24 protein-coding genes and 1 tRNA gene are annotated in these 21,925 nt (G+C 63.6%); 7 read left to right on the top strand and 18 right to left on the bottom strand.

Annotated elements, in window-relative coordinates; translation table 11 throughout:
* Positions 1–3 precede the first annotated feature (3 nt).
* The 15 genes from nuoI to CT676_RS38330 form a co-directional block, all read right to left on the bottom strand.
* The gene (gene nuoI / locus CT676_RS38400; RefSeq protein ID WP_027529879.1) at positions 4–492 is read right to left on the bottom strand and encodes an NADH-quinone oxidoreductase subunit NuoI; all 489 of its coding nucleotides are present in this window, start codon (positions 490–492) and stop codon (positions 4–6) included.
* A gap of 14 nt (positions 493–506) precedes the next feature.
* Positions 507–1,574, bottom strand: a complete 1,068-nt coding sequence (gene nuoH / locus CT676_RS38395) for an NADH-quinone oxidoreductase subunit NuoH (protein ID WP_063982981.1) — start codon at positions 1,572–1,574, stop codon at positions 507–509.
* Between the two features lie 4 nt (positions 1,575–1,578).
* On the bottom strand, positions 1,579–3,654 hold the full coding sequence (gene nuoG / locus CT676_RS38390) for an NADH-quinone oxidoreductase subunit NuoG (RefSeq protein WP_135216785.1): 2,076 nt from the start codon (positions 3,652–3,654) through the stop codon (positions 1,579–1,581).
* Between the two features lie 5 nt (positions 3,655–3,659).
* Complete coding sequence (gene nuoF / locus CT676_RS38385; protein ID WP_135216784.1) at positions 3,660–4,985, bottom strand: NADH-quinone oxidoreductase subunit NuoF; 1,326 nt, start codon at positions 4,983–4,985, stop codon at positions 3,660–3,662.
* A gap of 15 nt (positions 4,986–5,000) precedes the next feature.
* A complete protein-coding gene (locus tag CT676_RS38380; protein ID WP_028149053.1) occupies positions 5,001–5,201 on the bottom strand; it encodes a hypothetical protein in 201 nt (66 codons plus the stop codon).
* Complete coding sequence (nuoE, locus tag CT676_RS38375) at positions 5,201–5,812, bottom strand: NADH-quinone oxidoreductase subunit NuoE (protein ID WP_028149052.1); 612 nt, start codon at positions 5,810–5,812, stop codon at positions 5,201–5,203. The genes CT676_RS38380 and nuoE overlap by 1 nt, the downstream gene beginning before the upstream one ends.
* A gap of 10 nt (positions 5,813–5,822) precedes the next feature.
* Positions 5,823–6,785 carry an FkbM family methyltransferase gene (locus CT676_RS38370; protein ID WP_028149051.1) on the bottom strand — a complete coding sequence of 321 codons (963 nt, stop codon included), beginning with the start codon at positions 6,783–6,785 and terminating at the stop codon, positions 5,823–5,825.
* Entirely contained in the window at positions 6,785–7,981 is a 1,197-nt protein-coding gene (locus tag CT676_RS38365) for an NADH-quinone oxidoreductase subunit D (RefSeq protein WP_135216783.1), read from the bottom strand. Before CT676_RS38365 ends, CT676_RS38370 begins: the two co-directional genes overlap by 1 nt.
* Positions 7,982–7,983: 2 nt before the next feature.
* A complete protein-coding gene (locus CT676_RS38360) occupies positions 7,984–8,595 on the bottom strand; it encodes an NADH-quinone oxidoreductase subunit C (RefSeq protein WP_135216782.1) in 612 nt (203 codons plus the stop codon).
* An 11-nt stretch (positions 8,596–8,606) separates the two neighbouring features.
* A complete protein-coding gene (locus CT676_RS38355) occupies positions 8,607–9,194 on the bottom strand; it encodes an NADH-quinone oxidoreductase subunit B (RefSeq protein ID WP_014494855.1) in 588 nt (195 codons plus the stop codon).
* Positions 9,185–9,550: an NADH-quinone oxidoreductase subunit A gene (locus CT676_RS38350; RefSeq protein ID WP_007603535.1), complete on the bottom strand. Its 366-nt coding sequence runs from the start codon at positions 9,548–9,550 to the stop codon at positions 9,185–9,187. The genes CT676_RS38355 and CT676_RS38350 overlap by 10 nt, the downstream gene beginning before the upstream one ends.
* Before the next feature lie 248 nt (positions 9,551–9,798).
* On the bottom strand, positions 9,799–10,029 hold the full coding sequence (locus CT676_RS38345; protein ID WP_063982974.1) for a hypothetical protein: 231 nt from the start codon (positions 10,027–10,029) through the stop codon (positions 9,799–9,801).
* On the bottom strand, positions 10,029–11,165 hold the full coding sequence (locus tag CT676_RS38340) for a PepSY-associated TM helix domain-containing protein (protein ID WP_135216781.1): 1,137 nt from the start codon (positions 11,163–11,165) through the stop codon (positions 10,029–10,031). The genes CT676_RS38345 and CT676_RS38340 overlap by 1 nt, the downstream gene beginning before the upstream one ends.
* Positions 11,166–11,187: 22 nt before the next feature.
* Positions 11,188–13,440 carry a TonB-dependent siderophore receptor gene (locus tag CT676_RS38335; protein WP_167768305.1) on the bottom strand — a complete coding sequence of 751 codons (2,253 nt, stop codon included), beginning with the start codon at positions 13,438–13,440 and terminating at the stop codon, positions 11,188–11,190.
* 175 nt (positions 13,441–13,615) lie between these two features.
* On the bottom strand, positions 13,616–14,131 hold the full coding sequence (locus tag CT676_RS38330) for a MarR family transcriptional regulator (protein ID WP_038943030.1): 516 nt from the start codon (positions 14,129–14,131) through the stop codon (positions 13,616–13,618).
* Positions 14,132–14,314: 183 nt separating this feature from the next.
* On the opposite strand from CT676_RS38330, the gene CT676_RS38325 reads away from it, so the two are divergent.
* The 4 genes from CT676_RS38325 (at position 14,315) to CT676_RS38310 (ending at position 17,499) form a co-directional block, all read left to right on the top strand.
* Complete coding sequence (locus CT676_RS38325; protein ID WP_135216779.1) at positions 14,315–15,505, top strand: aromatic ring-hydroxylating dioxygenase subunit alpha; 1,191 nt, start codon at positions 14,315–14,317, stop codon at positions 15,503–15,505.
* A 116-nt stretch (positions 15,506–15,621) separates the two neighbouring features.
* Complete coding sequence (locus tag CT676_RS38320; RefSeq protein WP_135216778.1) at positions 15,622–16,917, top strand: MFS transporter; 1,296 nt, start codon at positions 15,622–15,624, stop codon at positions 16,915–16,917.
* Positions 16,918–17,059: 142 nt separating this feature from the next.
* Positions 17,060–17,263 (top strand): hypothetical protein, encoded by a 204-nt coding sequence (locus CT676_RS38315; RefSeq protein ID WP_135216777.1) that lies wholly within the window; start codon positions 17,060–17,062, stop codon positions 17,261–17,263.
* A gap of 159 nt (positions 17,264–17,422) precedes the next feature.
* Positions 17,423–17,499, top strand: a tRNA-Asp gene (locus CT676_RS38310).
* 61 nt (positions 17,500–17,560) lie between these two features.
* Here CT676_RS38310 and CT676_RS38305 read toward each other — a convergent pair.
* The 3 genes from CT676_RS38305 to CT676_RS38295 form a co-directional block, all read right to left on the bottom strand.
* Positions 17,561–18,733 (bottom strand): hypothetical protein, encoded by a 1,173-nt coding sequence (locus tag CT676_RS38305; RefSeq protein ID WP_135216776.1) that lies wholly within the window; start codon positions 18,731–18,733, stop codon positions 17,561–17,563.
* Entirely contained in the window at positions 18,720–19,022 is a 303-nt protein-coding gene (locus tag CT676_RS44925) for a hypothetical protein (protein ID WP_135216775.1), read from the bottom strand. Before CT676_RS44925 ends, CT676_RS38305 begins: the two co-directional genes overlap by 14 nt.
* Before the next feature lie 239 nt (positions 19,023–19,261).
* Positions 19,262–19,633 carry a hypothetical protein gene (locus CT676_RS38295; RefSeq protein WP_135216774.1) on the bottom strand — a complete coding sequence of 124 codons (372 nt, stop codon included), beginning with the start codon at positions 19,631–19,633 and terminating at the stop codon, positions 19,262–19,264.
* Between the two features lie 215 nt (positions 19,634–19,848).
* Between CT676_RS38295 and CT676_RS38290 the strand changes: the two genes are divergently transcribed.
* The 3 genes from CT676_RS38290 (at position 19,849) to CT676_RS38280 (ending at position 21,841) form a co-directional block, all read left to right on the top strand.
* Entirely contained in the window at positions 19,849–20,067 is a 219-nt protein-coding gene (locus tag CT676_RS38290) for a helix-turn-helix transcriptional regulator (protein WP_135216773.1), read from the top strand.
* 341 nt (positions 20,068–20,408) lie between these two features.
* Positions 20,409–20,858, top strand: coding sequence for a hypothetical protein (locus CT676_RS38285; protein WP_135216772.1), 450 nt, complete (start codon positions 20,409–20,411; stop codon positions 20,856–20,858).
* A gap of 599 nt (positions 20,859–21,457) precedes the next feature.
* Positions 21,458–21,841: a hypothetical protein gene (locus CT676_RS38280; protein ID WP_135216771.1), complete on the top strand. Its 384-nt coding sequence runs from the start codon at positions 21,458–21,460 to the stop codon at positions 21,839–21,841.
* Positions 21,842–21,925: the final 84 nt, after the last annotated feature.

Genomic DNA, 21,925 nt, shown 5'->3' with positions numbered 1-21,925 from the left:
ATCTCACCGGTACGGCGCGTCGAGCTCGATCGCTTTCGCGATCTCGCGTTCCCAGCGGTCGCCATTGGCGAGCAGCTTGGCCTTGTCATAGAACAGTTCCTCGCGGGTCTCGGTCGCGAATTCGAAGTTCGGACCTTCGACGATGGCGTCGACCGGACAGGCCTCCTGGCAGAGGCCGCAATAAATGCACTTCACCATGTCGATGTCGTAGCGCACGGTGCGGCGGGTGCCGTCGTTGCGGCGCGGGCCGGCCTCGATGGTGATGGCCTGCGCCGGGCAAATGGCTTCGCACAGCTTGCAGGCGATGCAGCGCTCTTCGCCGTTCGGATAGCGGCGCAGCGCATGCTCGCCGCGGAAGCGCGGCGAGATCGGGCCCTTCTCGAAGGGATAGTTCAGCGTCGGCTTCGGCTGGAAGAAATAGCGCATGGCGAGGAAGAACGCCGAGACGAATTCCGACAGCAGGAGCGAGCGTGCAGTGGCGTTGATGTTGATACCCATGACGGCCCTCACTTCGGCGCGATGCCGGCGAAATGCAGCACACCGGCCACCACGACCACCATCGCCAGCGACAGCGGCAGGAACACCTTCCAGCCGAGGCGCATCAATTGGTCGTAGCGGTAGCGCGGCACGATCGCCTTTGCCATCGCGAACAGGAAGAACATGAAGAACACTTTGAGCGAGAACCAGATGATCCCCGGCACCCAGTTGAAGGGCGGCAGATCCACCGGCGGCAGCCAGCCTCCGAGGAACAGGATCGTCGCCAGCGCGCACATCGTGACGATCGCGACATACTCGCCGAGCATGAACAGCAGATACGGCGTCGAGCCGTATTCGACCATGAAGCCGGCGACGAGCTCTGATTCAGCTTCCACGAGGTCGAACGGCGGACGGTTGGTTTCCGCCAGCGCCGAGACGTAGAAGATCACGAACATCGGGAACAGCGGCCACACATACCAGTTCAGGATGGTGAGCTGCGGCAACCCGATCAGGCTGGCGAGGCCACGGGCATGCTGGGCCTCGACCACGGCCGACAGGTTCAGCGTGCCGGCGCAGAGCAGCACGGTGATGATGACGAAGCCGATCGAGACCTCGTAGGACACCATCTGCGCCGCCGAGCGCAGCGCGGCCAGGAACGGGTATTTCGAGTTCGACGACCAGCCGGCCATGATGATGCCGTAGATCGACAGCGACGAGATCGCGAAGATGAAGAGCACGCCGACATTGATGTCGGAGATCACCCAGCCGAGATTGGTCGGGATCACCGCCCAAGCGGCGAGAGCGAGCACGCAGGACACCAGCGGCGCCAGCAGGAATACGCCCTTGTTGGCGCCGGACGGGATGATCGGCTCCTTGAGCACGAACTTCAGCAGGTCCGCGAAGGACTGCAGCAGGCCCCAGGGGCCGACCACGTTCGGGCCGCGGCGGATCTGCACTGCCGCCCAGATCTTGCGGTCGGCAAGCAGGATGTAGGCGATCGCGACCAGCAGGACGACGAGCACCAGGACGCTCTCCGCGACCATGATGATCAGCGGCCAGAGGAAACCGGTCCAGAATGCGCTTTCGAAGAATTCCATCGGCTCACTCCGCTGCGGTCAGCATCTGCCCGGAGGCAAGCCGCGAGCATTCCGCCATCACGGCGGATGCACGCGCGATTGGGTTGGTCAAATAGAAGTCCTCGATCGCCGGCTTGAACGGCGCCTTCTCCGGCGAGCCGCCCTTCCCCGCCAGCTTCTTGATCTGGTCGGCGGCGCCGGCTTCGATCTGGTCGAGACGGATCAGGTGCGGCACGGCCTTGAAGATCGCCTGGCGGAGCGCCGACAGCGAGTCATAGCCGAGCTTCTTGCCGAGCGCCTCCGACAGCGCGCGCACGATCGCCCAGTCCTCGCGGGCTTCGCCCGGCGGGAACGCGGCACGGCCGGTCATCTGCACGCGGCCTTCGGTGTTGACGTAGATCGCGGACTTCTCGGTGTAGGCAGCCGACGGCAGGATCACGTCGGCGCGATGCGCGCCGCGGTCACCATGGGTGCCGATATAGACGACGAAGGTGCCGTCCGACGGCTTGATCTCGTCGGCGCCGAGCAGGAACAGCAGGTCCAGCGTGCCGAAGGTCGTCATCTGCGCCGCGTTCAGCCCACCTGCCGTGGCGGAGAAGCCGATATCGAGCGCACCAACGCGCGAGGCGGTCTCGTGCAGCACGCCGAAGCCGTTCCAGCCGTCCTTCACCGCACCGACATCGAGCGCGAGCTTGGCGGCGGCGGCGAGAATGGCAGCGCCGTCGTGACGCGAGGCCGCGCCTGCGCCGACCAGGATGATCGGGTTCTTGGCGTTCTTCAGCACGTCCATGAAGGAGTGCTTGCCGGCCGCGAGCCCGCCGAGCGTGTCGGTGCCTGCACCCAGATGATCATAGTCGTAGGTCAGGTCGACCTTGGCGCCGATCACGCCGACCTTGAAGCCGCCGGCGCGCCAGCGCTTGCGGATGCGGGCGTTGAACACGGCCGCTTCCTTGCGCGGATTGGCGCCGATGATGAGCAGCGCATCGGCCTGCTCGACGCCGACCAGCGTCGGATTGAAGATGTAGGAGCCGCGGCCGAGCGCGGGATCGAAGGCGTCGCCGCCCTGCACCGCCAGATTGCCCGAGCCGTACTTGGCGAGCAGGTCCTTCAGCGCGAACATCTCTTCGACGCCGGCGAGGTCGCCGGCGATCGCGCCGATGCGCTTGCCGTCGGTGCGCGCCGCTTTCGCGGCGATCGCGGCAAAGGCTTCCGGCCAGCTCGCCGCACGCAGCTTGCCGGCTTCGCGGATATAGGGCCGGTCGAGACGCTGGGTGCGCAGGCCGTCGACGACGTGACGGGTCTTGTCGGAGATCCACTCCTCGTTCACGGCCTCGTTGATGCGCGGCAGCACGCGCATCACCTCACGACCGCGGGTGTCGACGCGGATCGCCGAGCCGAGGCCGTCCATCACGTCGATCGACTGGGTCTTGCCGAGCTCCCACGGGCGCGCCGCAAAAGCATAGGGCTTCGAGGTCAGCGCGCCGACCGGGCAGATGTCGACGAGATTGCCCTGCAATTCCGACGTCAGCGCGTGCTCGAGATAGGTCGTGATCTCCATGTCCTCGCCGCGGCCGGTGGCGCCCATCTCGGGCGCGCCGGCGACTTCCGCCGAGAAGCGGACGCATCGCGTGCACTGGATGCAGCGGTTCATCGAGGTCTTGACCAGCGCGCCGAGGTACTTGTCCTCGACGGCGCGCTTGTTCTCGGCGAAGCGGCTGGTGTCGACACCATAGCCCATCGCCTGGTCCTGAAGGTCGCACTCGCCGCCCTGGTCGCAGATCGGGCAGTCCAACGGATGGTTGATGAGAAGGAATTCCATCACGCCTTCGCGCGCCTTCTTCACCATCGGCGACCGCGTGGAGATTTCCGGCGGCTCGCCCTTGGGGCCCGGACGGCAATCGCGCACGCCCCAGGCGCAGCTTGCGACCGGCTTCGGGCCGCCCTTCACTTCGACGAGGCACATCCGGCAATTGCCGGCGATCGACAGCCGCTCGTGATAGCAGAAGCGCGGAATCTCGGCGCCCGCAGCTTCGCACGCCTGGAGCAGCGTGTACTCGGCGGGGACATCGATCTCTTTTCCGTCGATGATGAGCTTGGTCATTCTCTCTACTCCGCCGCGACCATGTTCACGGGATCGCGGACGCCGATATCGTCGATGTCAGCCTTGTGCGAATACTGGTCGATGCGCGCTTCGATCTCGTGACGGAAATGCGCGATCAGGCCCTGGATCGGCCAGGCGGCTGCGTCGCCGAGCGCGCAGATGGTGTGGCCTTCGACCTGCTTCGTGACTTCGAGCAGCATGTCGATCTCGCGCTTGTGGGCGCGACCGTCGGCCATGCGGGTCAAGACGCGCCACATCCAGCCGGTGCCCTCGCGGCACGGCGTGCACTGACCACAACTCTCGTGCTTGTAGAAATAGGAGATGCGGGCGATGGAGCGGATCAGGTCGGTCGACTTGTCCATCACGATCACGGCCGCGGTGCCGAGGCCCGAGCGCAGCTTGCTCAGGGAGTCGAAATCCATCGGCGTATCGATGATCTGTTCGGCCGGCACCATGCGCACCGAGGAGCCACCGGGGATCACGGCCTTGAGGTTGTCCCAGCCGCCGCGGATGCCGCCGCAATGCTTCTCGATCAGCTCACGGAACGGAATGCCCATGGCCTCTTCGACGTTGCAGGGCCGCTCGACATGGCCGGAGATGCAGAAGAGCTTGGTGCCGACATTGTTCGGACGGCCGATGCCGGCGAACCAGGCCGCGCCGCGGCGCAGGATGTCGGGCGCAACCGCGATCGACTCGACGTTGTTGACGGTGGTCGGGCAGCCGAACAGGCCGACATTGGCCGGGAACGGCGGCTTCAGGCGCGGCTGGCCCTTCTTGCCTTCGAGGCTTTCGAGCAGCGCGGTCTCCTCGCCGCAGATATAGGCGCCGGCGCCATGCGCGACGTAGATGTCGAACGGCCAGCCGTTGACATTGTCCTTGCCGACGAGCTTCGCCTCATAGGCCTGGTCGATCGCGGCCTGGAGATGCTCGCGCTCGCGGATGAACTCGCCGCGGACATAGATGTAGCAGGCATGCGCGTTCATCGCGCAGCTCGCGATCAGGCAGCCTTCGATCAGGAGATGCGGATCGTGCCGCATGATCTCGCGATCCTTGCAGGTACCGGGCTCGGATTCGTCGGCGTTGACGACGAGATAGCTCGGCCGTCCGTCGGTCGATTCCTTCGGCATGAACGACCATTTCAGGCCGGTCGGGAAGCCGGCGCCACCGCGCCCGCGCAGGCCCGACGCCTTCATCTCGTTGATGATCCAGTCACGGCCCTTGTCGATGATATTCTTCGTACTATCCCAGGCGCCGCGGCGCCGCGCGCCCTCGAGCCCCCAGTCGTGGAGGCCGTAGAGGTTCTTGAAGATGCGGTCCTTGTCCTCGAGCATTTCAGTGCTTTCCGATCAACGATTGGACTGCTTGTAGGCAAGTCCGGCGGCGCAGACGGCGAAAGTCAGCGCCCAGAGTAGGCTGCTCTCCTGCGTCGCGTTCATCACGAAGCGCTGCAGCAGGAACATGAAGGCGGCCGCGACCGCGGCGTGCATGGCGACGAAGCCCCACTTGTTCACGGCCTCGTTCCCTCCAATTGCGGGGAGATCACGCATCAGGTGATCTCCTTCAGCGTGGTCGGCCCACCCGTCGGCGCCGAGAACTGGCGGCCGTTCTGCGGACCGGGCTTCGGCGGATTGCCCGAGGCGAAGCCGTCGAGCACCTTGCCAAAGGTTTCCTTGGTCAAATCCTCATAGGTGTCCTTGCCGATCAGCACCATCGGCGCATTCACGCAGGCACCGAGACATTCCACCTCTTCCCAGCTGAAATTGCCGTCCTTGGAGAGATGGAACGGCTCGTGGTGGATGCGGTGCTCGCAGACGTGGATGAGATCCTCGGCGCCGCGCAGGCGGCACGGCGTTGTGCCGCAGACCTGGACGTGGGCCTTCTTGCCGACGGGGGCGAGCTGGAACATCGTGTAGAAGGTCGCGACTTCGAGCACGCGGATATAGGGCATGTCGAGCAGATCGGCGACGGCGCGGATCGCGGCTTCCGACACCCAGCCGTCGTGCTGTTCCTGGACGCGCCAGAGGATGGCGATGACAGCGGAGGCTTGCCGGCCGGCCGGATATTTCGCGATCTGCTGCTTGGCGAACGCGAGGTTCTCCTCCGTGAACGCAAAGCTCGCGGGCTGGACTTCCTTCGGTGCTAATCGGCGAACGGACATCTCTTATCTCTCACTGCATACGGCGCGCGGTTTTCGCATTCAGGGCATCGATCCTGTCCTGCCAGAATGCGCTTGCGGTGCCGAAAACGTTGTAGCCGACGTGGGTCGAGACCTTGATGCGGTCGAGGATCGACAGCTCGGTCACGGTCTCCATCCGGTTGCTGCGCGGATCGAACACGATCAGCTTCAGCGGCGTCTGTTCGAGGATAAAGCGCGACACCGCGTGGCTGCGATCGCTGCCGTGCTCCTCGCACATGATGACGCTGTCGGTCTCAAGCAGCCGTGCGCCGCCCTTGATCGCCTCGATCTCGACGCCCTCGACGTCGAGCTTGATCAGGTACTTGCCGTGGGCCGCCACCTTGCCGTCGTCGATGAGATTGTCGAGCGCGAGAACCGGCACGTCCTCACCGCCCGCCGACGGTGCGCCAGCGATGCTGAAGGCCTCATGCTTGGTGCCTGACAGCCGCGCGGTACCGCGCGCCGCGCCGATCGCGCATTTCAGCGTCTCGAAGCGGTTGCCGTTGACGCGAGCGTTGTTGGCAAGCTTCGGATAGTTCTGCCCCGACGGCTCGATCGCGATCGCCTTGTGCGATCCGAACGGCTTGCTCGACACCAGCACCGACCAGTAGCCGTAATTGGCGCCGCAATCGAGCAGCGTGTAGTCGACGTCGATGGAGTCGGCGAACAGGACCTCCAGCTCGTCCTCGTAATTGTAGGAGCGGTTGAGCAGCTTGCTCCAATAACCGTCGCCGTAGGGGAATTCGAACACGGCGTCGGGATTGAGCCTGATCGCGATGTTGCGCTCGGGCAGCGTCTTCCGCAGCAGGTTCGCGCAGGCGATGTAGCCCATGTGCGAGAAGTGCGAGGAGATCTTCGATCCCGTCACCAGCGCCAAGGCAGCCGTCCGCTCCCACAGGTTGGCCCCTTCAAGGGCCCCCGAGGCACGGTCAAACTGGATTGGCGCCTGCGCCATCACCGATCGACCTCTCCGAACACGATGTCGAGCGAGCCGAGGATCGCCGAGACGTCGGCGAGCAGATGGCCGCGGCAGATGTGGTCCATCGCCTGAAGATGCGCAAAGCCCGGCGCGCGGATCTTGCACTTGTAGGGCTTGTTGGTGCCATCGGAGATCAGATAGACGCCGAACTCGCCCTTCGGCGCCTCGACCGCGGTGTAGACTTCGCCCGCCGGCACGTGGACGCCTTCGGTGTAGAGCTTGAAGTGATGGATCAGCGCTTCCATCGAGCGCTTCATCTCGCCGCGGCGCGGCGGCGCGACCTTGTTGTCTTCGACGACGACAGGCCCCTTCCCGTCGGCTGCGTTCAGCTTCTGGATGCACTGCTTCATGATGCGCACGGACTGGCGCATCTCTTCCATGCGGATCAGGTAGCGATCGTAGCAGTCGCCGTTCTTGCCGATCGGGATGTCGAAATCCATCTCGGCGTAGCACTCATAGGGCTGCGACTTGCGCAGGTCCCAGGCCGCGCCCGAGCCGCGCACCATGACGCCCGAGAAGCCCCACTCCCAGGCTTCCTTGAGCGGCACCACGCCGATGTCGACGTTGCGCTGCTTGAAGATGCGGTTGGCGGTGAGGAGACGATCGAGGTCGTCAACGACCTTCAGGAACGGATCGCACCAGGCCTCGATGTCGTCGACCAGCTTCTGCGGCAGGTCCTGATGCACGCCGCCGACGCGGAAGAAGGCTGCATGCATACGGCTGCCCGAGGCGCGCTCGTAGAACACCATCAGCTTTTCGCGCTCTTCAAAGCCCCACAGCGGCGGGGTCAGCGCGCCGACGTCCATCGCCTGCGTGGTGACGTTGAGCAGATGCGACAGGATGCGGCCGATCTCGCAATAAAGCACGCGGATCAGCTGGCCGCGGCGCGGCACCTCGATGCCGAGCAGCTTCTCAGCCGCCATGCAGAAGGCGTGCTCCTGGTTCATCGGCGCGACGTAGTCGAGCCGGTCGAAATACGGGATCGCCTGCAGATAGGTCTTCTGCTCGATCAGCTTCTCGGTGCCGCGGTGAAGCAGGCCGATATGGGGATCGACACGGGCGACGATTTCGCCGTCAAGCTCCAGGACCAGACGCAGCACGCCGTGCGCAGCCGGATGCTGGGGCCCGAAGTTGATGGTGAAATTGCGAAGCTGTTCGGGTTGCTCGTTCATGATCAGACCTTCGGTCCCGCCTTCTCGTCACCGGGAAGCGGATAGTCCGCCCCTTCCCACGGCGAGAGGAAATCGAACTTGCGGAATTCCTGGTTGAGCCGGACGGGCTCGTACACCACCCGCTTCTCCTGGTCGTCGTAGCGAACCTCGACGAAACCGGTGGTCGGGAAATCCTTGCGCAGCGGATGGCCCTCGAAACCGTAATCGGTCAGCAGGCGGCGCATGTCGGGGTGCCCGACGAAGAACACGCCATAGAGGTCGTAGGCCTCGCGCTCGAACCAGTCCGCGCCGGGGAACACGTCGATCAGCGACGGCACCTGCGTGGTCTCGTCGGCCTGGGCCTTGAGCCGGATCCGCGCGTTCAAGGTCGGAGACAGGAAGTGATAGATCACGTCGAAGCGTTTTTCGCGCGACGGATAGTCCGCGGCCGTGATGTCGGTGAAGTTGATGAACCGGCATTTCGGATCGTCGCGGAGGTACTTGACCACCTCGACGATCTTGCTGACCTCGACATCCACCGCGAGCTGGTTGAAGGCAACCGAATGACCGATGGCGGCGCCCGGAAGCGCGCTAACGATCGTCTGCCCCAGGGCGTCGAGCTTGGCGTCGTCCATGACGTAAAACCTTAGCGTTCGATGGTGCCGGTGCGGCGGATCTTCTTCTGCAGCAGCAGCACGCCGTAGAGCAGCGCTTCCGCCGTGGGCGGGCAGCCCGGCACGTAGATGTCGATCGGCACGATGCGGTCGCAGCCGCGCACGACCGAGTAGGAGTAGTGGTAGTAGCCGCCGCCATTGGCGCAGGAGCCCATCGAGATGACGTAGCGCGGCTCCGGCATCTGATCGTAGACCTTGCGCAGCGCAGGCGCCATCTTGTTGGTCAGCGTGCCGGCGACGATCATCACGTCGGACTGGCGCGGCGAGGCACGCGGCGCGAAGCCGAAGCGCTCGACGTCGTAGCGCGGCATCGAGACCTGCATCATCTCGACCGCGCAGCAGGCGAGACCGAAGGTCATCCACATCAGCGAGCCGGTACGGGCCCAGGTGATGAGGTCGTCGGTCGCGGCCACGAAGAAGCCCTTGTCGGACAGCTCGGAGTTGACCTCGAGGAAAAACGGATCGTTGGCGCCAACCGGCCTGCCGGTCGACGGATCAAGGATGCCCTTGGGGGCCGGCGCGACGACCGGGCCAGAGGACGTTGCAGGGTTCAATCCCATTCCAGTGCTCCCTTCTTCCATTCATAGGCGAACCCGACCGTCAGCACGCCGAGGAACACCACCATGGACCAGAAGCCGGTCGCGCCAAGCTTGCCGAACGCCACCGCCCAGGGAAACAGGAACGCCACCTCGAGGTCGAAGATGATGAAGAGGATGGCGACCAGATAGAAGCGGACGTCGAACTTCATGCGAGCGTCGTCGAAGGCGTTGAAACCGCACTCATACGCCGACAGCTTTTCCGGGTCCGGCTGCTGGAACGCCACGATGAAGGGCGCGATCAGCAGCACGAGGCCGATGAGGCCCGCTACCCCTATAAAGACGACGAGTGGAAGATAGTTCTGCAGAATGCCGCTCATTGACGAGCCCTTTTTCCCGCAGCCTCGGGACAGCCACGGATTCGTCCAGTTTGGAATTGTTCTGAGCCTTAGCGCAGTGCACCAATGGGCGCAAGACACGCTCTTTTTAGGCCCTTTACCGCCCCCAGAACGATAGAAATCCCGGAATCGCCCCGCGGCTGGTATGGAGCAGATCGCCAATCCCAGCAAGGGCGGCCACAGTTTTGCAGGGCAGCCGTTCGAGGATTGCGGCACACGGGCCGAGGCAGCTATTTGCCGCGTGTCGTCCGCGATAATTGCCCGGTTTTTTGGGTGCGGCAGCGCACCCAAACCCAGGCAATGACCAGCACCGGGGCTCCCACCGTCACCCAGGCGACATACTGGCCGACCGTTCCCCAGAGTAGCGCAGCCAGCAGGCCGGTGATGGTCGCAGCCGCGAGCAGGATGGGTGCAGCAAAGACACGTATCCACAGGCCCGAGCGGTCAGAGGAGCCATGCATCACGACGGGACCGGGGTTCGTCTGGCGAATGCGTCGCTCCGGGCGGGCGCGCGCTTGCGCCGCCGTGCCAGCCAGAGATAGAGGCCACTGCCGATCACAACGATCGTGAGAATGTCGAGCACGGCCCAGATCACCTTGAGCGGCATCCCGCCATAGTCGCCGAAATGCAGCGGCTGCGAGATCAGGAGCGCCTGGAGATAGACCGGCAGCGCCCGGCTGTCGGCGACCTCCCCTGTTTCGCCGTCGAGCAGGACCGGCTTGAGCAGCCGCGCCGTCAGCGCCGTGTCGCCGCGCATGAAGGCGGCGAAGTGGTGCGAGGAGGTGAACGGCGTTCCCGGAAACGCGATGAAGGCAACCTCCATCCCGGGCGCCGTCTGCCTCGCGCGCGCCACAACATCGTCGAGCGAAGCCAGATGCGACGGCGGCGGCTTGCCGGCATAGGGCGCGACCATGCTGGCAAGCTCGGTGGCCTTCCACTGGTTGAGCATCAGCTCGGCCCAGGTGTTGACGACGCCGGTGAGGCCTACCACCAGTGCCCAGGCCACCGTCACGACGCCGATCAGATTGTGCCAGTCGAGCCAGCGCACGCGGCGCGAGGCGTGGCCGCGAATGGTGGCAAAGCGCAGCCGGCGGGTGAACGGCCAGTACAGCACCACGCCGGAGATGATGGCGATGGCGAACAGCAGGCCCATCCCGCCGAGGAACAGTTTTCCGGGCTGGCCGGCAAACATGTCGGTATGCAGCTTGAGCATGATCAGCATCGGCCCGATGCCGACCGGTCCGAGCAGCTTGGTCGACATCGCATCGAACGCGCGCACGGTCGTGTTGTCGGGCAGCCCGTTGACGGCGCTGTTGGTGAACGCGGTCACGATCCCGGGCTCGTCCTTGTCCCAGGCGATATATTGCAGCACCCGGCCGGGATCGGCGGCGAGCGCGGCGTCGGCGACGGCTTGCGTCGTCGCACGCGCCGCGCCCGCATGAGCTTCGGGCTGGGGGGCATAGCCCAGGAGCTCATCGATCTCGTGATGGAAGATCAGCGGCAGGCCGGTCAGGCAGAGCAGCAGCAGGAAGACGGTCGAGATCAGGCTGGTCCAGGTGTGGACCACGGACCAGAGCCTGACCGTGCGCGCCTTCACGAGGCCCTCCCCTCGCCGGTGCCTACCACTTGTAGGAGACGCTGGCGGTGACGCGCCGGCGGTCGCCGTAGAAGCATGACGAGGCCGCCGCGCAGCTTGCGACATAGATCTTGTCGGTCAGGTTGATCACGTTGATTGCCGTGCGCCAGTTCTGCCACTCGTAGTGGACCGCGAGGTCGCCGAGCACGACCGCGGGAACCTCGAGGGTGTTGGCGGCGTCCGCCCAGGAGGCGCCGACATAGCGCACGCCGCCGCCGAAGCCGAATCCCGCAAGCGGTCCGTCCTTGAATGTGTAGTCGGCCCAGCCCGAGACCAGGAGCTCAGGCGTGTTGGTCGGCGTCTTGCCGACCAGCGCCGGGTTCAGGTCCCTGCTGGTGAAGAGATGATAGGCCGTGAAGGCGCCGATGAACTTTAACTCCTTCGTCGCATTTGCGACCGCTTCGAGCTCGATGCCGCGCGAGGTCACCTCGCCGGTTTGGTTCTGCAGCGTGGTGATGATCGGATCGGTAGTGGGTACATTCTGGCGCTTCAGGTTGAACACCGAGGCAGTGAAGTAGCCATCAAATCCCTTGGGGGCGACCTTGACGCCGATTTCGGCCTGCTGGCCGGTCTCCGGCTGGAACAGCTGATTTTGCGCGTTGAGCCCGATAATCGGGTTGAAACTCGTCGCGTAGGAGATGTAGGGCGCGATGCCGTTGTCGAAATTGTAGATCAAGCCTGCGCGACCGCTGAACTGGCTGTCATTGTTGCTGGCGAGCGTCGCCCCAGTGTCACGGGCGGCCTGCGTCGTCTCGACCCAGTCGTTGCGGCCGCTCAGCACCAGCGTGAAGTTACCGAGCTTCATCTGGTCCTGGAGGTAGGTGCCGGCCTGCTTCTGCGTGATCAGGAAGTTACGGAACGGCGGGCCTGTGAGCGGGATGTTAATGCCGTAGACCGGATTGAGCACATTGATCAGAGGAACGGTGCCGAAGTTGAAGGCCTGATAGTCGTCGATCTGATAGCCCTTCAGATCGACACCGAACAGCATCGTGTGCCTGACAGGACCGGTGTTGAAGCGATATTCCAGCTGGTTGTCGAGATCGGCCTGGTTGGCGGTATCCTTCGCATACCAATTGTAGCGACCGAGAGAGGCCGCATTGATATTGTCCCAGCCGTTGCCGATGTAACCGCGATAGGTCAGGTCGATATGCGCAAATCGCGCATTCTGCCGGAACGTTAGATCGTCGGTGACATTGCGCTCGAACTGATAGCCGAGCATCTCCTGCTCGCGCGTGAACTTGTCGACGCTGGGATCGCCGGCGAAGAAGCTGGTCGGGATCTTGCCGAACGGCGCGTTGGTCACCGTGCCCTGGTAAGGCAGGAAGTTGATGCCGCGGGTGTCGGTCTTCGATGCCGACGCCAGAACCGTGAAAGTCGTATCGGCATCCGGCTTCCAGGTGAAGGACGGCGCAATGAAGTAGTTGTTGTCCGGCGTGAAGTTGACCTGCGTGTCGCCGTTCCTGATCTCGCCGACGACGCGGTAGAACAGCTTGCCGTCCTGGGGCTGCGTTGCAACGGGCCCGCCGACATCGAAGCCGACATAGGCGTTGCCGAAATTGTTGACGCCGGTCTCGATGTAGCGGATCGGCTCGGTCGGCGGCATCTTGCTGATGACATTGACGATGCCGCTCGGGCTCGATCCACCATAGAGCACCGCCGACGGGCCGCGTAACACCTCGACTCGCTCCATATTGGACGGCGGAAGCCGCCAGCTCGCATAGGCCGTGTAGAACAGCTGCGTGCCGTCGAGAAACAGTCCGATGTCGTCGGACTTGAAGCCGCGGATCAGCCACCAATCGTTGCGCGTGTCCGCACCGAAGGTGCCAGCCCGCACGCCGGCGGTGTAGCGCAGAACCTCGTCGAGCTTGGTCGCCTTCTGGTCGCGGATCTGGTCCGCGCCGATCACCGACACCGATTGCGGCGTCTCCATGATCGGCGTGTTGGTCTTAGTGCCCGACGAGCTGCGGTTGGCGACGTAGCCGTTCACCGGACCGCGCGGCGTCTCGACGAAGCCGACATTGCGCTGCTGAAGCGGTCTGCGGCTGGCGGCGGTCTCTACCGACGGCCGCGCCACGCGGCGGGCGGCCGCAGCAGGTGCGCGGCGTCGTGCTTCCGGCGCGTTGACGGTGACCGACGGCAGGTTTTGCGCACCGCCTTGCGCCGAGGACTGCGCAAGCGATGCCTGCGGTACCACTGCGAAAGCAGACGCGGTCGCCAAGACGACCGACCGCAGCATACGAAGACTGTTCAACGCGCACCCCAACATGTCTGTTTGCTTGCGTCATGCCGTCGTTCCCCCAACGGCAGGCGCTTGCAGTGACGCTTAGGTGAGCGCGCGCGAATTCCCTAATTGAAAACCTCTTAGAAGGGTTCTTAGAAATGATCCAACATTCCCGGAGATTTCCGAGAGATCAGCGTGAAACTTTCTCGGCTTCGAGCATCTTCTCGGCTGTCGCCGTGAGACGGTCGATCTGCGCCAGCAGCGTCTCGAACTCGTCCTTGCTCAACTGTTCGAGCAATTGCCGATTGCGCTCCTGCGCGCCTTCGACGATCGCATCATGCGCAGCGAGCCCTGCCGCTGTCAGCGCGACCAGCACCTCGCGGCTGTCCTTCGGGTTCGCCGACTTCGCGATCAGCTTGCGCGAGACGAGCTCCGCGAGCGCGCGGCTGATCTGGCCCTTGTCCTGGCCGACGGCTTCGGCGAGCCGCGCCACGCTCATCGGCGGACGGCGACCGAGCGAGGCGACGAGACCGAACTCGACCGAGGACAATCCGGCGAGGCGTTTGTAGCGCAGGATGGCGCCGCGCTTGAGCAAATTGGCGAGCACCATCAGCCGTGACGACAGCATCACGGTGATCGGCGCCGGCGAGTGGCTTTCGTCCGCATCGGGCGATGCGTGCCCGTCCCTGCTCGATGTCTGGCTCATGATCCACCTCTGCCAAGAAAGCCGGGGCGTGCCAAGCGCTGGTAGCGCAACCTCCCCAACCTGATTCCAAATGCGATTAAGAGGCATTCTGGAATATCGTTGACATTGTCATCGAATTATTTTTCACTGGGTCACCGCATCAAAACGACCCGGCCACCTAAGGCCAGCGGCGGGAGGAACAGCATGACGATGACCCAGCGGGATCGCGATCTCGGCACCGCCTATGCGATGAAGCCGGCGCACACGCGCACCGAACTCACCTCGGTCGTTCGCGGCACGCCGATGGGCGAGCTGCTGCGCCGCTACTGGCATCCGGTCGCGCTGGTCAGCGATGCCACCGACAGGCCGAAGAAGGTCCGCGCGCTCGGCGAGGATCTGGTGCTGTTCCGCGACAAGCACGGCCGTGTCGGCCTGCTCCATGCACGCTGCTGCCATCGCGGCACCACGCTCTATTACGGCAAGGTCGAGGAAGACGGCATCCGCTGCTGCTATCACGGCTGGAAGTTCGACGCCGAAGGCCATTGTCTCGAGCAGCCCTGCGAGCCCGACGGCGGCCAGTTCAAGGACAAGGTGCGCCAGCCCTGGTACCCAGTCGAGGAGCGCTATGGGCTGATCTTCGCCTATATGGGCCCGGCCGAGAAACGCCCGGTGCTGCCGGCTTACGAATGCCTGGAAAACATGGACGAAGGCGAGTTCGTCGAAGCCGACGATTCCTCGATCGGGGGCGGCGGCCCCGCGATCATCCCCTGCAACTGGCTACAGCATTTCGAGAACGTGGTCGATCCCTATCACGTGCCGGTGCTGCACGGCTCGTTCTCGGGGCCGCAATTCACTGACATGATGGCCTCGATGCCGGAGGTGAGGTTCGACAAGACGCCGCGCGGCATCGCCGTGCGCTCGATCCGCAAGCAGGACGACGGCAAGGTGTTTTATCGCGTCACCGAAGCGGCCCTCCCCACGCTCCGTGTCGTGCCGAACCCGCGCGTGGCGCAATTCGCCCGCGTCGAGTCGATCGGCTGGACGCTGCCGATCGACGACACCTCGTTCCGCATCTACGTCGCCGGCCGCGTCAAGACTTCCGGCGACATCGGCCGCATGCGCTCGAAGTTCAACGGCAAATTCTGGTGGGACATGACGGAAGCCGAGCACCAGCAATTCCCGGGCGATTACGAGGCCCAGGTCGGCCAGGGCCCGCAGACCATCCACTCCGAGGAGCATTTCGGCCAGAGCGACCGCGGCATCCTGATGATCCGGCGCATGCTGAGCGAGCAACTGGAGGCGATGGAGGCAGACCGCGATCCGATCGGCGTATCGTTCGACGCAAGTGCTGCGCCAGTCGAATTCGAAGCGGGGAATTACATCCGCGAAGGCTGAGTTTTTGGCGCGTTTTCTTCACGCAAACCGGTATCCACTTCGCTCGAAAACGCTCTCGACCAGCCTCACGAAGGGCTGGACCGGCAACGATAACAAAGACAAATTGGGGGGATGCGATGGTCGATGTGACGTCACAGATGTCGGTGCAGACGACTGCGGCGGCAAAGCCCCCGGCGCGGCGCTATTACGTGCTGGGCCTGCTCACCATCATCTATGCGCTGAACTTCCTCGACCGCACGATCTTCAACGTCCTGATCGAGCCGATCAAGAAGGAGTTTCAGCTCAGCGACACCATGATGGGTCTGCTCGCGGGCTTCGGCTTCGCACTGTTCTATTCCCTGCTCGGCATTCCCATCGCGCGCGTCGCCGACCGGCTCAACCGGCGCAACATCGTCGCGGTGGCCCTTGCGTTCTGGAGTGCGATGACGGCGCTGTGCGGGTCGGCCTCGAGCGTGACCTCGCTGGCGCTGGCGCGCATCGGCGTGGGCATCGGCGAATCCGCGGGCTCGCCCGCCTCGCAATCGATCGTCGCCGATCTCTTCACCAAGAACGAGCGCCCGCGCGCGCTCGGCATCTACGCCATCGGCACCTATCTCGGCGTCTTCCTCGGCTATTTCATCGGCGGCTACGTCAACCAGCACTATGGCTGGCGGATGGCGTTCTACGTCGCCGGCCTGCCCGGCATCCTGCTCGCATTGATTCTGTGGCTGACGATCTCCGAGCCGAAGCGCGGCGCGATGCAGGAGAGTTTTGTGCCCGAGCCGCTCGGGCCGACACTGCGCTTCCTGGCCTCGCAGCAGAGCTTCATCATCGTGCTGGTCGGCTTCTGCCTCACCACCTATACGAACTACGCAACGGCGGCCTGGATCCCGCCGTTCCTGGCACGCGTGCACCATCTGTCGAGCGCCGAGATCGGCACCTATGCCGGGACCTTCAAGGGGCTCGCCGGCATGGCCGGCACCCTGCTCGGCGGCTTCGTGGTGGCGCAAATCAGCCGCCGCGACGACCGCTGGAAGCTGTGGGCGCCGGCGATCACCTCGGGGCTCGCCGGCCCGGTGTTCGCGCTGTGCATGCTGACGCAGGATTTCGCGATGATGGTCGCCATGCTGGCGCTGACCTCGTTCCTGGTCGGCTTCCATCTCGGACCGATCTTCGCGATCGCACAGACGGTGGCCAAGCCGAGCATGCGGGCGCTCGCCTCCGCCCTGATCGCGCTCACAGCCACCTGCTTCGGCCAGGGCGTCGGCCCGCTTGCCGTCGGCATGGTCAACGACGCCCTGAAGGGCACTTATGGCGCGGACGCGGTGCGCTATTCCCTGCTCTCGGCGGCGGTCACGACCACACTGGGCGCCCTGCTGTTCGTCTGGGCAGCCCGTTCGATCCGGGACGATATCGGCCGGGCGGCCACCTGAGACCTGTTCCGGCCGCCAGCCCGGCGAAACCAAGCGGGCGTATTAATGAAACCATTTTGCGGAACCCGCGAAACCATCCGGAAACAGATGGTCCTTAAGACATGAGCCCATAGACGGCGGCTAAGCCCGTCGGGAGGCTTATATGAACCACTCAATTCACTCGGCTGATCGTGGCACCCACCTGAAGATCGTGGTGGTGGCGCTGGTTGCCGGTATTCTGGTCGCCGGCTTCGGGATCGCAGCCCGCACCAACGTCGATGACAGCCAGACCGCCCAATCGGCTCACGTGATCAAGGCCGGCAAGCCGGTGGCCGTGACCAGCGCAGGCACGTCAGAGATTCGCTGACACGCCCTGTTTCGGGCTGACCGAGGCCGCCGCCTGGCGGCCTTTTTCGTTTTCCAGAGCAATGCTTAGCCGATGCGTCCTGACAAAGCGCAACGTCCTTGACTTCACCAAGCCCCGCCTTTAAGTCCCCCCTCGTTCCGCGCGCTTTCAGCGAACCACGCGGGAGTAGCTCAGTTGGTTAGAGCGCCGGCCTGTCACGCCGGAGGTCGCGGGTTCGAGCCCCGTCTCTCGCGCCATTGTTTCAATGGCTTAGCGGTGGGTAACCCCCTCAGTTTCAACTTTCCCCACCACCGAGTTTCAACTTTCTGAGCTTGTTCTGTTCCGAACCGAGCAGTCTCCGGCCGATTCTGCGCGCCTCGTCCGCGGCCCGAACCGCTGCAATGTTAACTGGCATGTAGGTCTTCTGCAGCTTCCGGTTTTGCTCGATGCTGTTCGCCATCTTGGCGGCAATGGCCTCGACCGGCGCCCCCCCCCCGCATTCGCTTCGACCGCACCTGTCCGGCGCATGTCCATGAGTCGCCGCATCTCGCCCTTCCCGAAAACCGCCCGGCGCAGGTCCGCGAAATCGTCGATTAGCGAGTCCTTGGTGTATGGAACCGGAAGACGGGGCCGGCCGCCCTTTCCAGTGGGCTTGAAGCCCTTGGTCCGGAAGATCGGCGCGTCGTCGTGCAGGTCGTAGTCGAGTCCGGCGACGTACGCCTCCACAAGCCGCTGAGAGCGAGCGGTAAGCGTGCCTATGGCTGGCTCGCCGGTCTTAGCCCGATCGCTGGTAAACGCCATGTCGGTGCCGCTGGTAACGGCCTGAGCGGGCGTCAGGGTGCGGGCGTCCACTGGGGCAAAGCCGGTATCCCACGCAATTGCGATGATGCAGGCCAGCCCTCGATAGCCGGTGCGCCATCCCTCCTTGACGAGGCGAACCACTTCGCCCTCCTGCCAGGTCTCGGTGCGGCCGGGCACGCCAGTCTTTCGGATGATCTGTGACGGGTCCGCCTCGGGCAGGCAAAGCTTCATGCCAGCCAGGACGTTGTAGAGCGCCCTCCAGATCTTGAGCGCGCGGCCAGCCTCGCCAGCGCCCTTGGTGGCCTTGAGCTTCCCGTACCACCGGTCCAGCATTTCGAAGGTGACGGTCTTTGGATCGACGTCTCCAAAAACAGAATCGATATATTTCCAGCCACGGTCCCAATCTTCGCGAGTCCGAGGTGGCTTCGACTTCCATTCGTTGCTGCGGCGGAAGCGCTCAAAGCCGTCACCGACGCTCCCGATGGGATAGAGGTGGGCCGGCGCCTTCTCTAGCCCCTTGCGGGCGCGCTGGTAGCGCTCCTCCCATTCTTTAGCGATAGCCCAAGCATCCGGGCCGTCGTGTCCGCAGGACACGATCCCAAATCCCATGGCGCGCATCTTCGCGGTGGGAAGCCAGTAGCCGTGCTTCCCTTTGCGCACCACGTAATGCTTGAGCTTAATGTTTCCCAAGGTTCGCTAGTCGCTCCTCAAATACGTCTCGGGCATCAAGCGCCACACCGGATGATGCGCCAAGACCGGCGCGTCGATCCAGCCAAGCATCAATCGCCTGCAGGTCATAGTGACCCGTCACAGGGCACGCGGCGGGAAATCCGATACGCTGCAGGGCGGATAGTTTCGTGAGGAAGTCGAACTCGGTCAGGTGCAGGCGACGCGCAGCTTTCTGCGGCGGCACGAGGCGTGGGTCGACCGGGAAGCGAATGGAGCTTCCCCGAAGGTTATCGTTGGCGGGAGTGGGCAAGGTGCGCGCCCCTGAGAAAACTGCTCTGCTACCTCGCCGGCTGAAGCCGACGCACTTACCGATTGTATACATGGTCGCTTCGGAACAAATGCGGCACAAACCGACATTGCAATCGATTTGTAATAATTCGTTACTTGCGTTCTAATAAGTGGTGGCCAGCCGCAACTTGCGCCGGGGCGGGCCTCGGCGGCGCAGGCTTGATAGTTGTCAGGCAATGACTGGCCGCCGAACTGATTTAGCTAGCCAACTAGCTGACTAGCCTCAAGCCTCACGCGCTCCCGCTCGACATTCTCAGCGGACATGCCTGCGCGCATCGCGTAGTCCAAGCAGACACGAACCCGCTCGCGACTGTAGGGTGACTTCATCTCATGAATCGCCTGGCCGACCGCTAAAACCAGGTCAAGTACCTGTTCGCGAATCCTCTCGATCAACCCCGCAACGTCGCCTTTGGCGCCTGCTGAGCCGTCGTAAAATCCAGCGCATGTCTCGTAAAACCGGACCATTTCGGCGACGTTGTTCGGCTCCGGTTCGCCAAGGGCCTCCATCAAATAATATGCAGTATCGCGCCGTCCGTCCTTGCGGACCGTTGCAGCCTTGATGAAGCCGCCCAACAAAGCCCAGCGTTTCTCCACCGTTTACGGAGACCAAATCGCCCAAGCGCGGCGTTTCACTGTTCGTATATGCCATAGAACCCAACCATATGTAGCGGAATCGCTACACTGTGACCATAAACCCCGATATTGCTACGTCAAGACGTTTTCGCTACTGCGTAGCGGTTCCGCACACTACGTTGGGGGTATCAGTGATTTCCGCTTTGCAATCCCGGATGGCTCGCGCAGCGCTCAATCTTGGCGTTCGCGAGGTCGCTGAGGCCGCCGGTGTGTCCACCAACACCATCACCCGGCTTGAACGCGGCGAGGAATTGTTGCCGAGAACGGTGGCCGATATCCGCGCCGCGTTCGAGGCCGCTGGAGTCATCTTCCTCGCAGACGGCCAATCGATCGATGGTGGACCGGGTGTGAGGCTGGCGAAACCGAAGGCCTAGCTGCGCACCGCCCGTCTATTGGCTGGCAAAGCCCACCGCGCCTCGCATCACTTCGATTTAACTAGCCGAACCGGGCCTGCGAGGCGATGTTACGCGATCATCACCCCTTATGCCGGACATCGCAATCACCGACGAGTGCCGCGCCCCGAGGACGAAATGACCCACCCACGAACCGATAAAGTCGCGCGGGACCTAGAGGCATTCCCCTATTTTGAACCCCATATCACAAAGAGCGGTCGCTGGTTCGTTTCGGTAAAGACCGGAAACGGTCCAGATTCCAACATTGGGGACTTTGCGACGGAGGCCGAGGCCAACGACTGGATTTCGACAAGGTCGAAATATTGGCCAGGCAAACCGGATGCGGAATAAACGATCTAAACCGGGCGGCGCTTTGCGTCGCGCTGGGCGGCTGTGCAGCCGCGCCGAAAATGGGTTGGGTGCGCGTCGACGGACAGTCCGCTCGCGAAAATCCGGTTCTCACAACGCAGTTCGAGGTGGACAGGACCTCATGTCTTGGCGAGCGCAACAAGGCGGCCCTTTCCGGGGTCACCGTCGCTGTCGGTGGATTGGCGGGAGCCATAGCAGCCCAAGAGCGAACTAACGCCGCCGACACTGTCGGCCAGGGTTGCATGGCGGAAAAGGGCTATCTCCTCGTCAAAGAGGAAGAGGCCGACGCCAAGCGCGCGGAGTTGGCAAGGGTTGCTGAACTGAAGAAGCAGCAGGAGGCCGCGGCACTAGCGCCCGCCCCTAAGCCAAAGAAGCCATCCGCTGCAACGAAACCGCCGAGCTAGGATAAGGCACCCAGCTCGGCCACGCTGCAGGCCTCGCTGCCTTGCGCGTCAAGATACCCTAACGCCGAGAGCTGATTCGCATTTCACCGTCAAAGGCACAGGAACCATCCTGCGGGGCAGAGATTGATCTCTTGCTTCAGGTTCCCCGGCCTGAGGCGTCTCAACAGCGGCCTCCGCGTTGCCCCCGCGGGGGCCGTCTTGTATGCGAGATCCCATGGACGAGAGCTTGAGAGTGATGCTTGCGATCGGCGCGACAGCGACCGTCGCCGCTGGGGCGTTCTTTGCCATCCGTTTTATCGTGGGGTTTTACGGCTAGACGTTAGGTCTCTTCGATAGCTGCTTATGCAGCGCATCCAGCTTAGACGTCTCGCCAGGCTCGCTATCGACAACCCATGATGCCCCAGACCGCTTCACCGAAAACGCCCCGTGGGGGAAGCTGGGTGTTTCCTTCCGCTCAACGCGACACAGCTTTCGCATCTCCGCGATGGCCTGAAACGACGTGAAATCTTTCCCCGGCAATACGTTCTACGGCCAACCGCCCGCGCTCAGCCTCGCGCCTCAGGCTACTCGCTGTCATCCCTCCATCGGGGAAAGCAAGCTTGGCAATCACCGAAAGGCGGCGCGGTGTATCGTCGGTCCAGTCGATCGAATCGGCCATGAGCCGAATTTGGCACGGCAAAGATGGCGGGTGGATGGAGATACGAATGAACGAAGGCGAGAAGCCACGCTGGCCGCGCATCAATGAAATGCCCCTCTACCCCACCGAAGCGCAGATAGCGCGGGCTGTGCTCGGTGATCGCGCGAAAGATTGGAAACGCATCGCTAAAGTCCTGGAGGACAAGGAAGGTTTGCCGAAGATCAACGAGCTGATGGGCGGTCGCTTTTGGCCAGCGGTGGTCGCGTTCTTCTACGGTTGGCAGCATATTTCATTGGATAATACCCGGGTCGCGCCGACAATGCGGCCAGGGTGCGGATTCCGATGATCTCGCCCGGGTGTACCGATTTGATCTCGCCCAGGATTCCGAGATGATCTCGCCCACCCTTCCGATTTGATGTCGCCCGGGGCG

Origin of the sequence: Bradyrhizobium sp. MOS001, from assembly GCF_004634465.1 — a bacterium.
GTDB classification, from domain to species: Bacteria; Pseudomonadota; Alphaproteobacteria; order Rhizobiales; family Xanthobacteraceae; genus Bradyrhizobium; species Bradyrhizobium barranii.
This window is presented reverse-complemented; position numbering and strand designations above follow the sequence as displayed.

Coding starts and splice junctions, on each gene's coding strand:
- CT676_RS38360 (WP_135216782.1), bottom strand. CDS start 8,595: ATGGACGACGCCAAGCTCGACGCCCTGGGGCAGACGATCGTTAGCGCG.
- CT676_RS38350 (WP_007603535.1), bottom strand. CDS start 9,550: ATGAGCGGCATTCTGCAGAACTATCTTCCACTCGTCGTCTTTATAGGG.
- CT676_RS38380 (WP_028149053.1), bottom strand. CDS start 5,201: ATGCGTGATCTCCCCGCAATTGGAGGGAACGAGGCCGTGAACAAGTGG.
- CT676_RS38325 (WP_135216779.1), top strand. CDS start 14,315: ATGACGATGACCCAGCGGGATCGCGATCTCGGCACCGCCTATGCGATG.
- CT676_RS38330 (WP_038943030.1), bottom strand. CDS start 14,131: ATGAGCCAGACATCGAGCAGGGACGGGCACGCATCGCCCGATGCGGAC.
- CT676_RS38320 (WP_135216778.1), top strand. CDS start 15,622: ATGGTCGATGTGACGTCACAGATGTCGGTGCAGACGACTGCGGCGGCA.
- nuoF (WP_135216784.1), bottom strand. CDS start 4,985: ATGCTCGAGGACAAGGACCGCATCTTCAAGAACCTCTACGGCCTCCAC.
- CT676_RS38355 (WP_014494855.1), bottom strand. CDS start 9,194: ATGGGATTGAACCCTGCAACGTCCTCTGGCCCGGTCGTCGCGCCGGCC.
- CT676_RS38370 (WP_028149051.1), bottom strand. CDS start 6,785: ATGGCGCAGGCGCCAATCCAGTTTGACCGTGCCTCGGGGGCCCTTGAA.
- CT676_RS38315 (WP_135216777.1), top strand. CDS start 17,060: ATGAACCACTCAATTCACTCGGCTGATCGTGGCACCCACCTGAAGATC.
- nuoE (WP_028149052.1), bottom strand. CDS start 5,812: ATGTCCGTTCGCCGATTAGCACCGAAGGAAGTCCAGCCCGCGAGCTTT.
- CT676_RS38335 (WP_167768305.1), bottom strand. CDS start 13,440: ATGCTGCGGTCGGTCGTCTTGGCGACCGCGTCTGCTTTCGCAGTGGTA.
- nuoH (WP_063982981.1), bottom strand. CDS start 1,574: ATGGAATTCTTCGAAAGCGCATTCTGGACCGGTTTCCTCTGGCCGCTG.
- nuoG (WP_135216785.1), bottom strand. CDS start 3,654: ATGACCAAGCTCATCATCGACGGAAAAGAGATCGATGTCCCCGCCGAG.
- CT676_RS38290 (WP_135216773.1), top strand. CDS start 19,849: ATGGCTCGCGCAGCGCTCAATCTTGGCGTTCGCGAGGTCGCTGAGGCC.
- CT676_RS38365 (WP_135216783.1), bottom strand. CDS start 7,981: ATGAACGAGCAACCCGAACAGCTTCGCAATTTCACCATCAACTTCGGG.
- CT676_RS38345 (WP_063982974.1), bottom strand. CDS start 10,029: ATGCATGGCTCCTCTGACCGCTCGGGCCTGTGGATACGTGTCTTTGCT.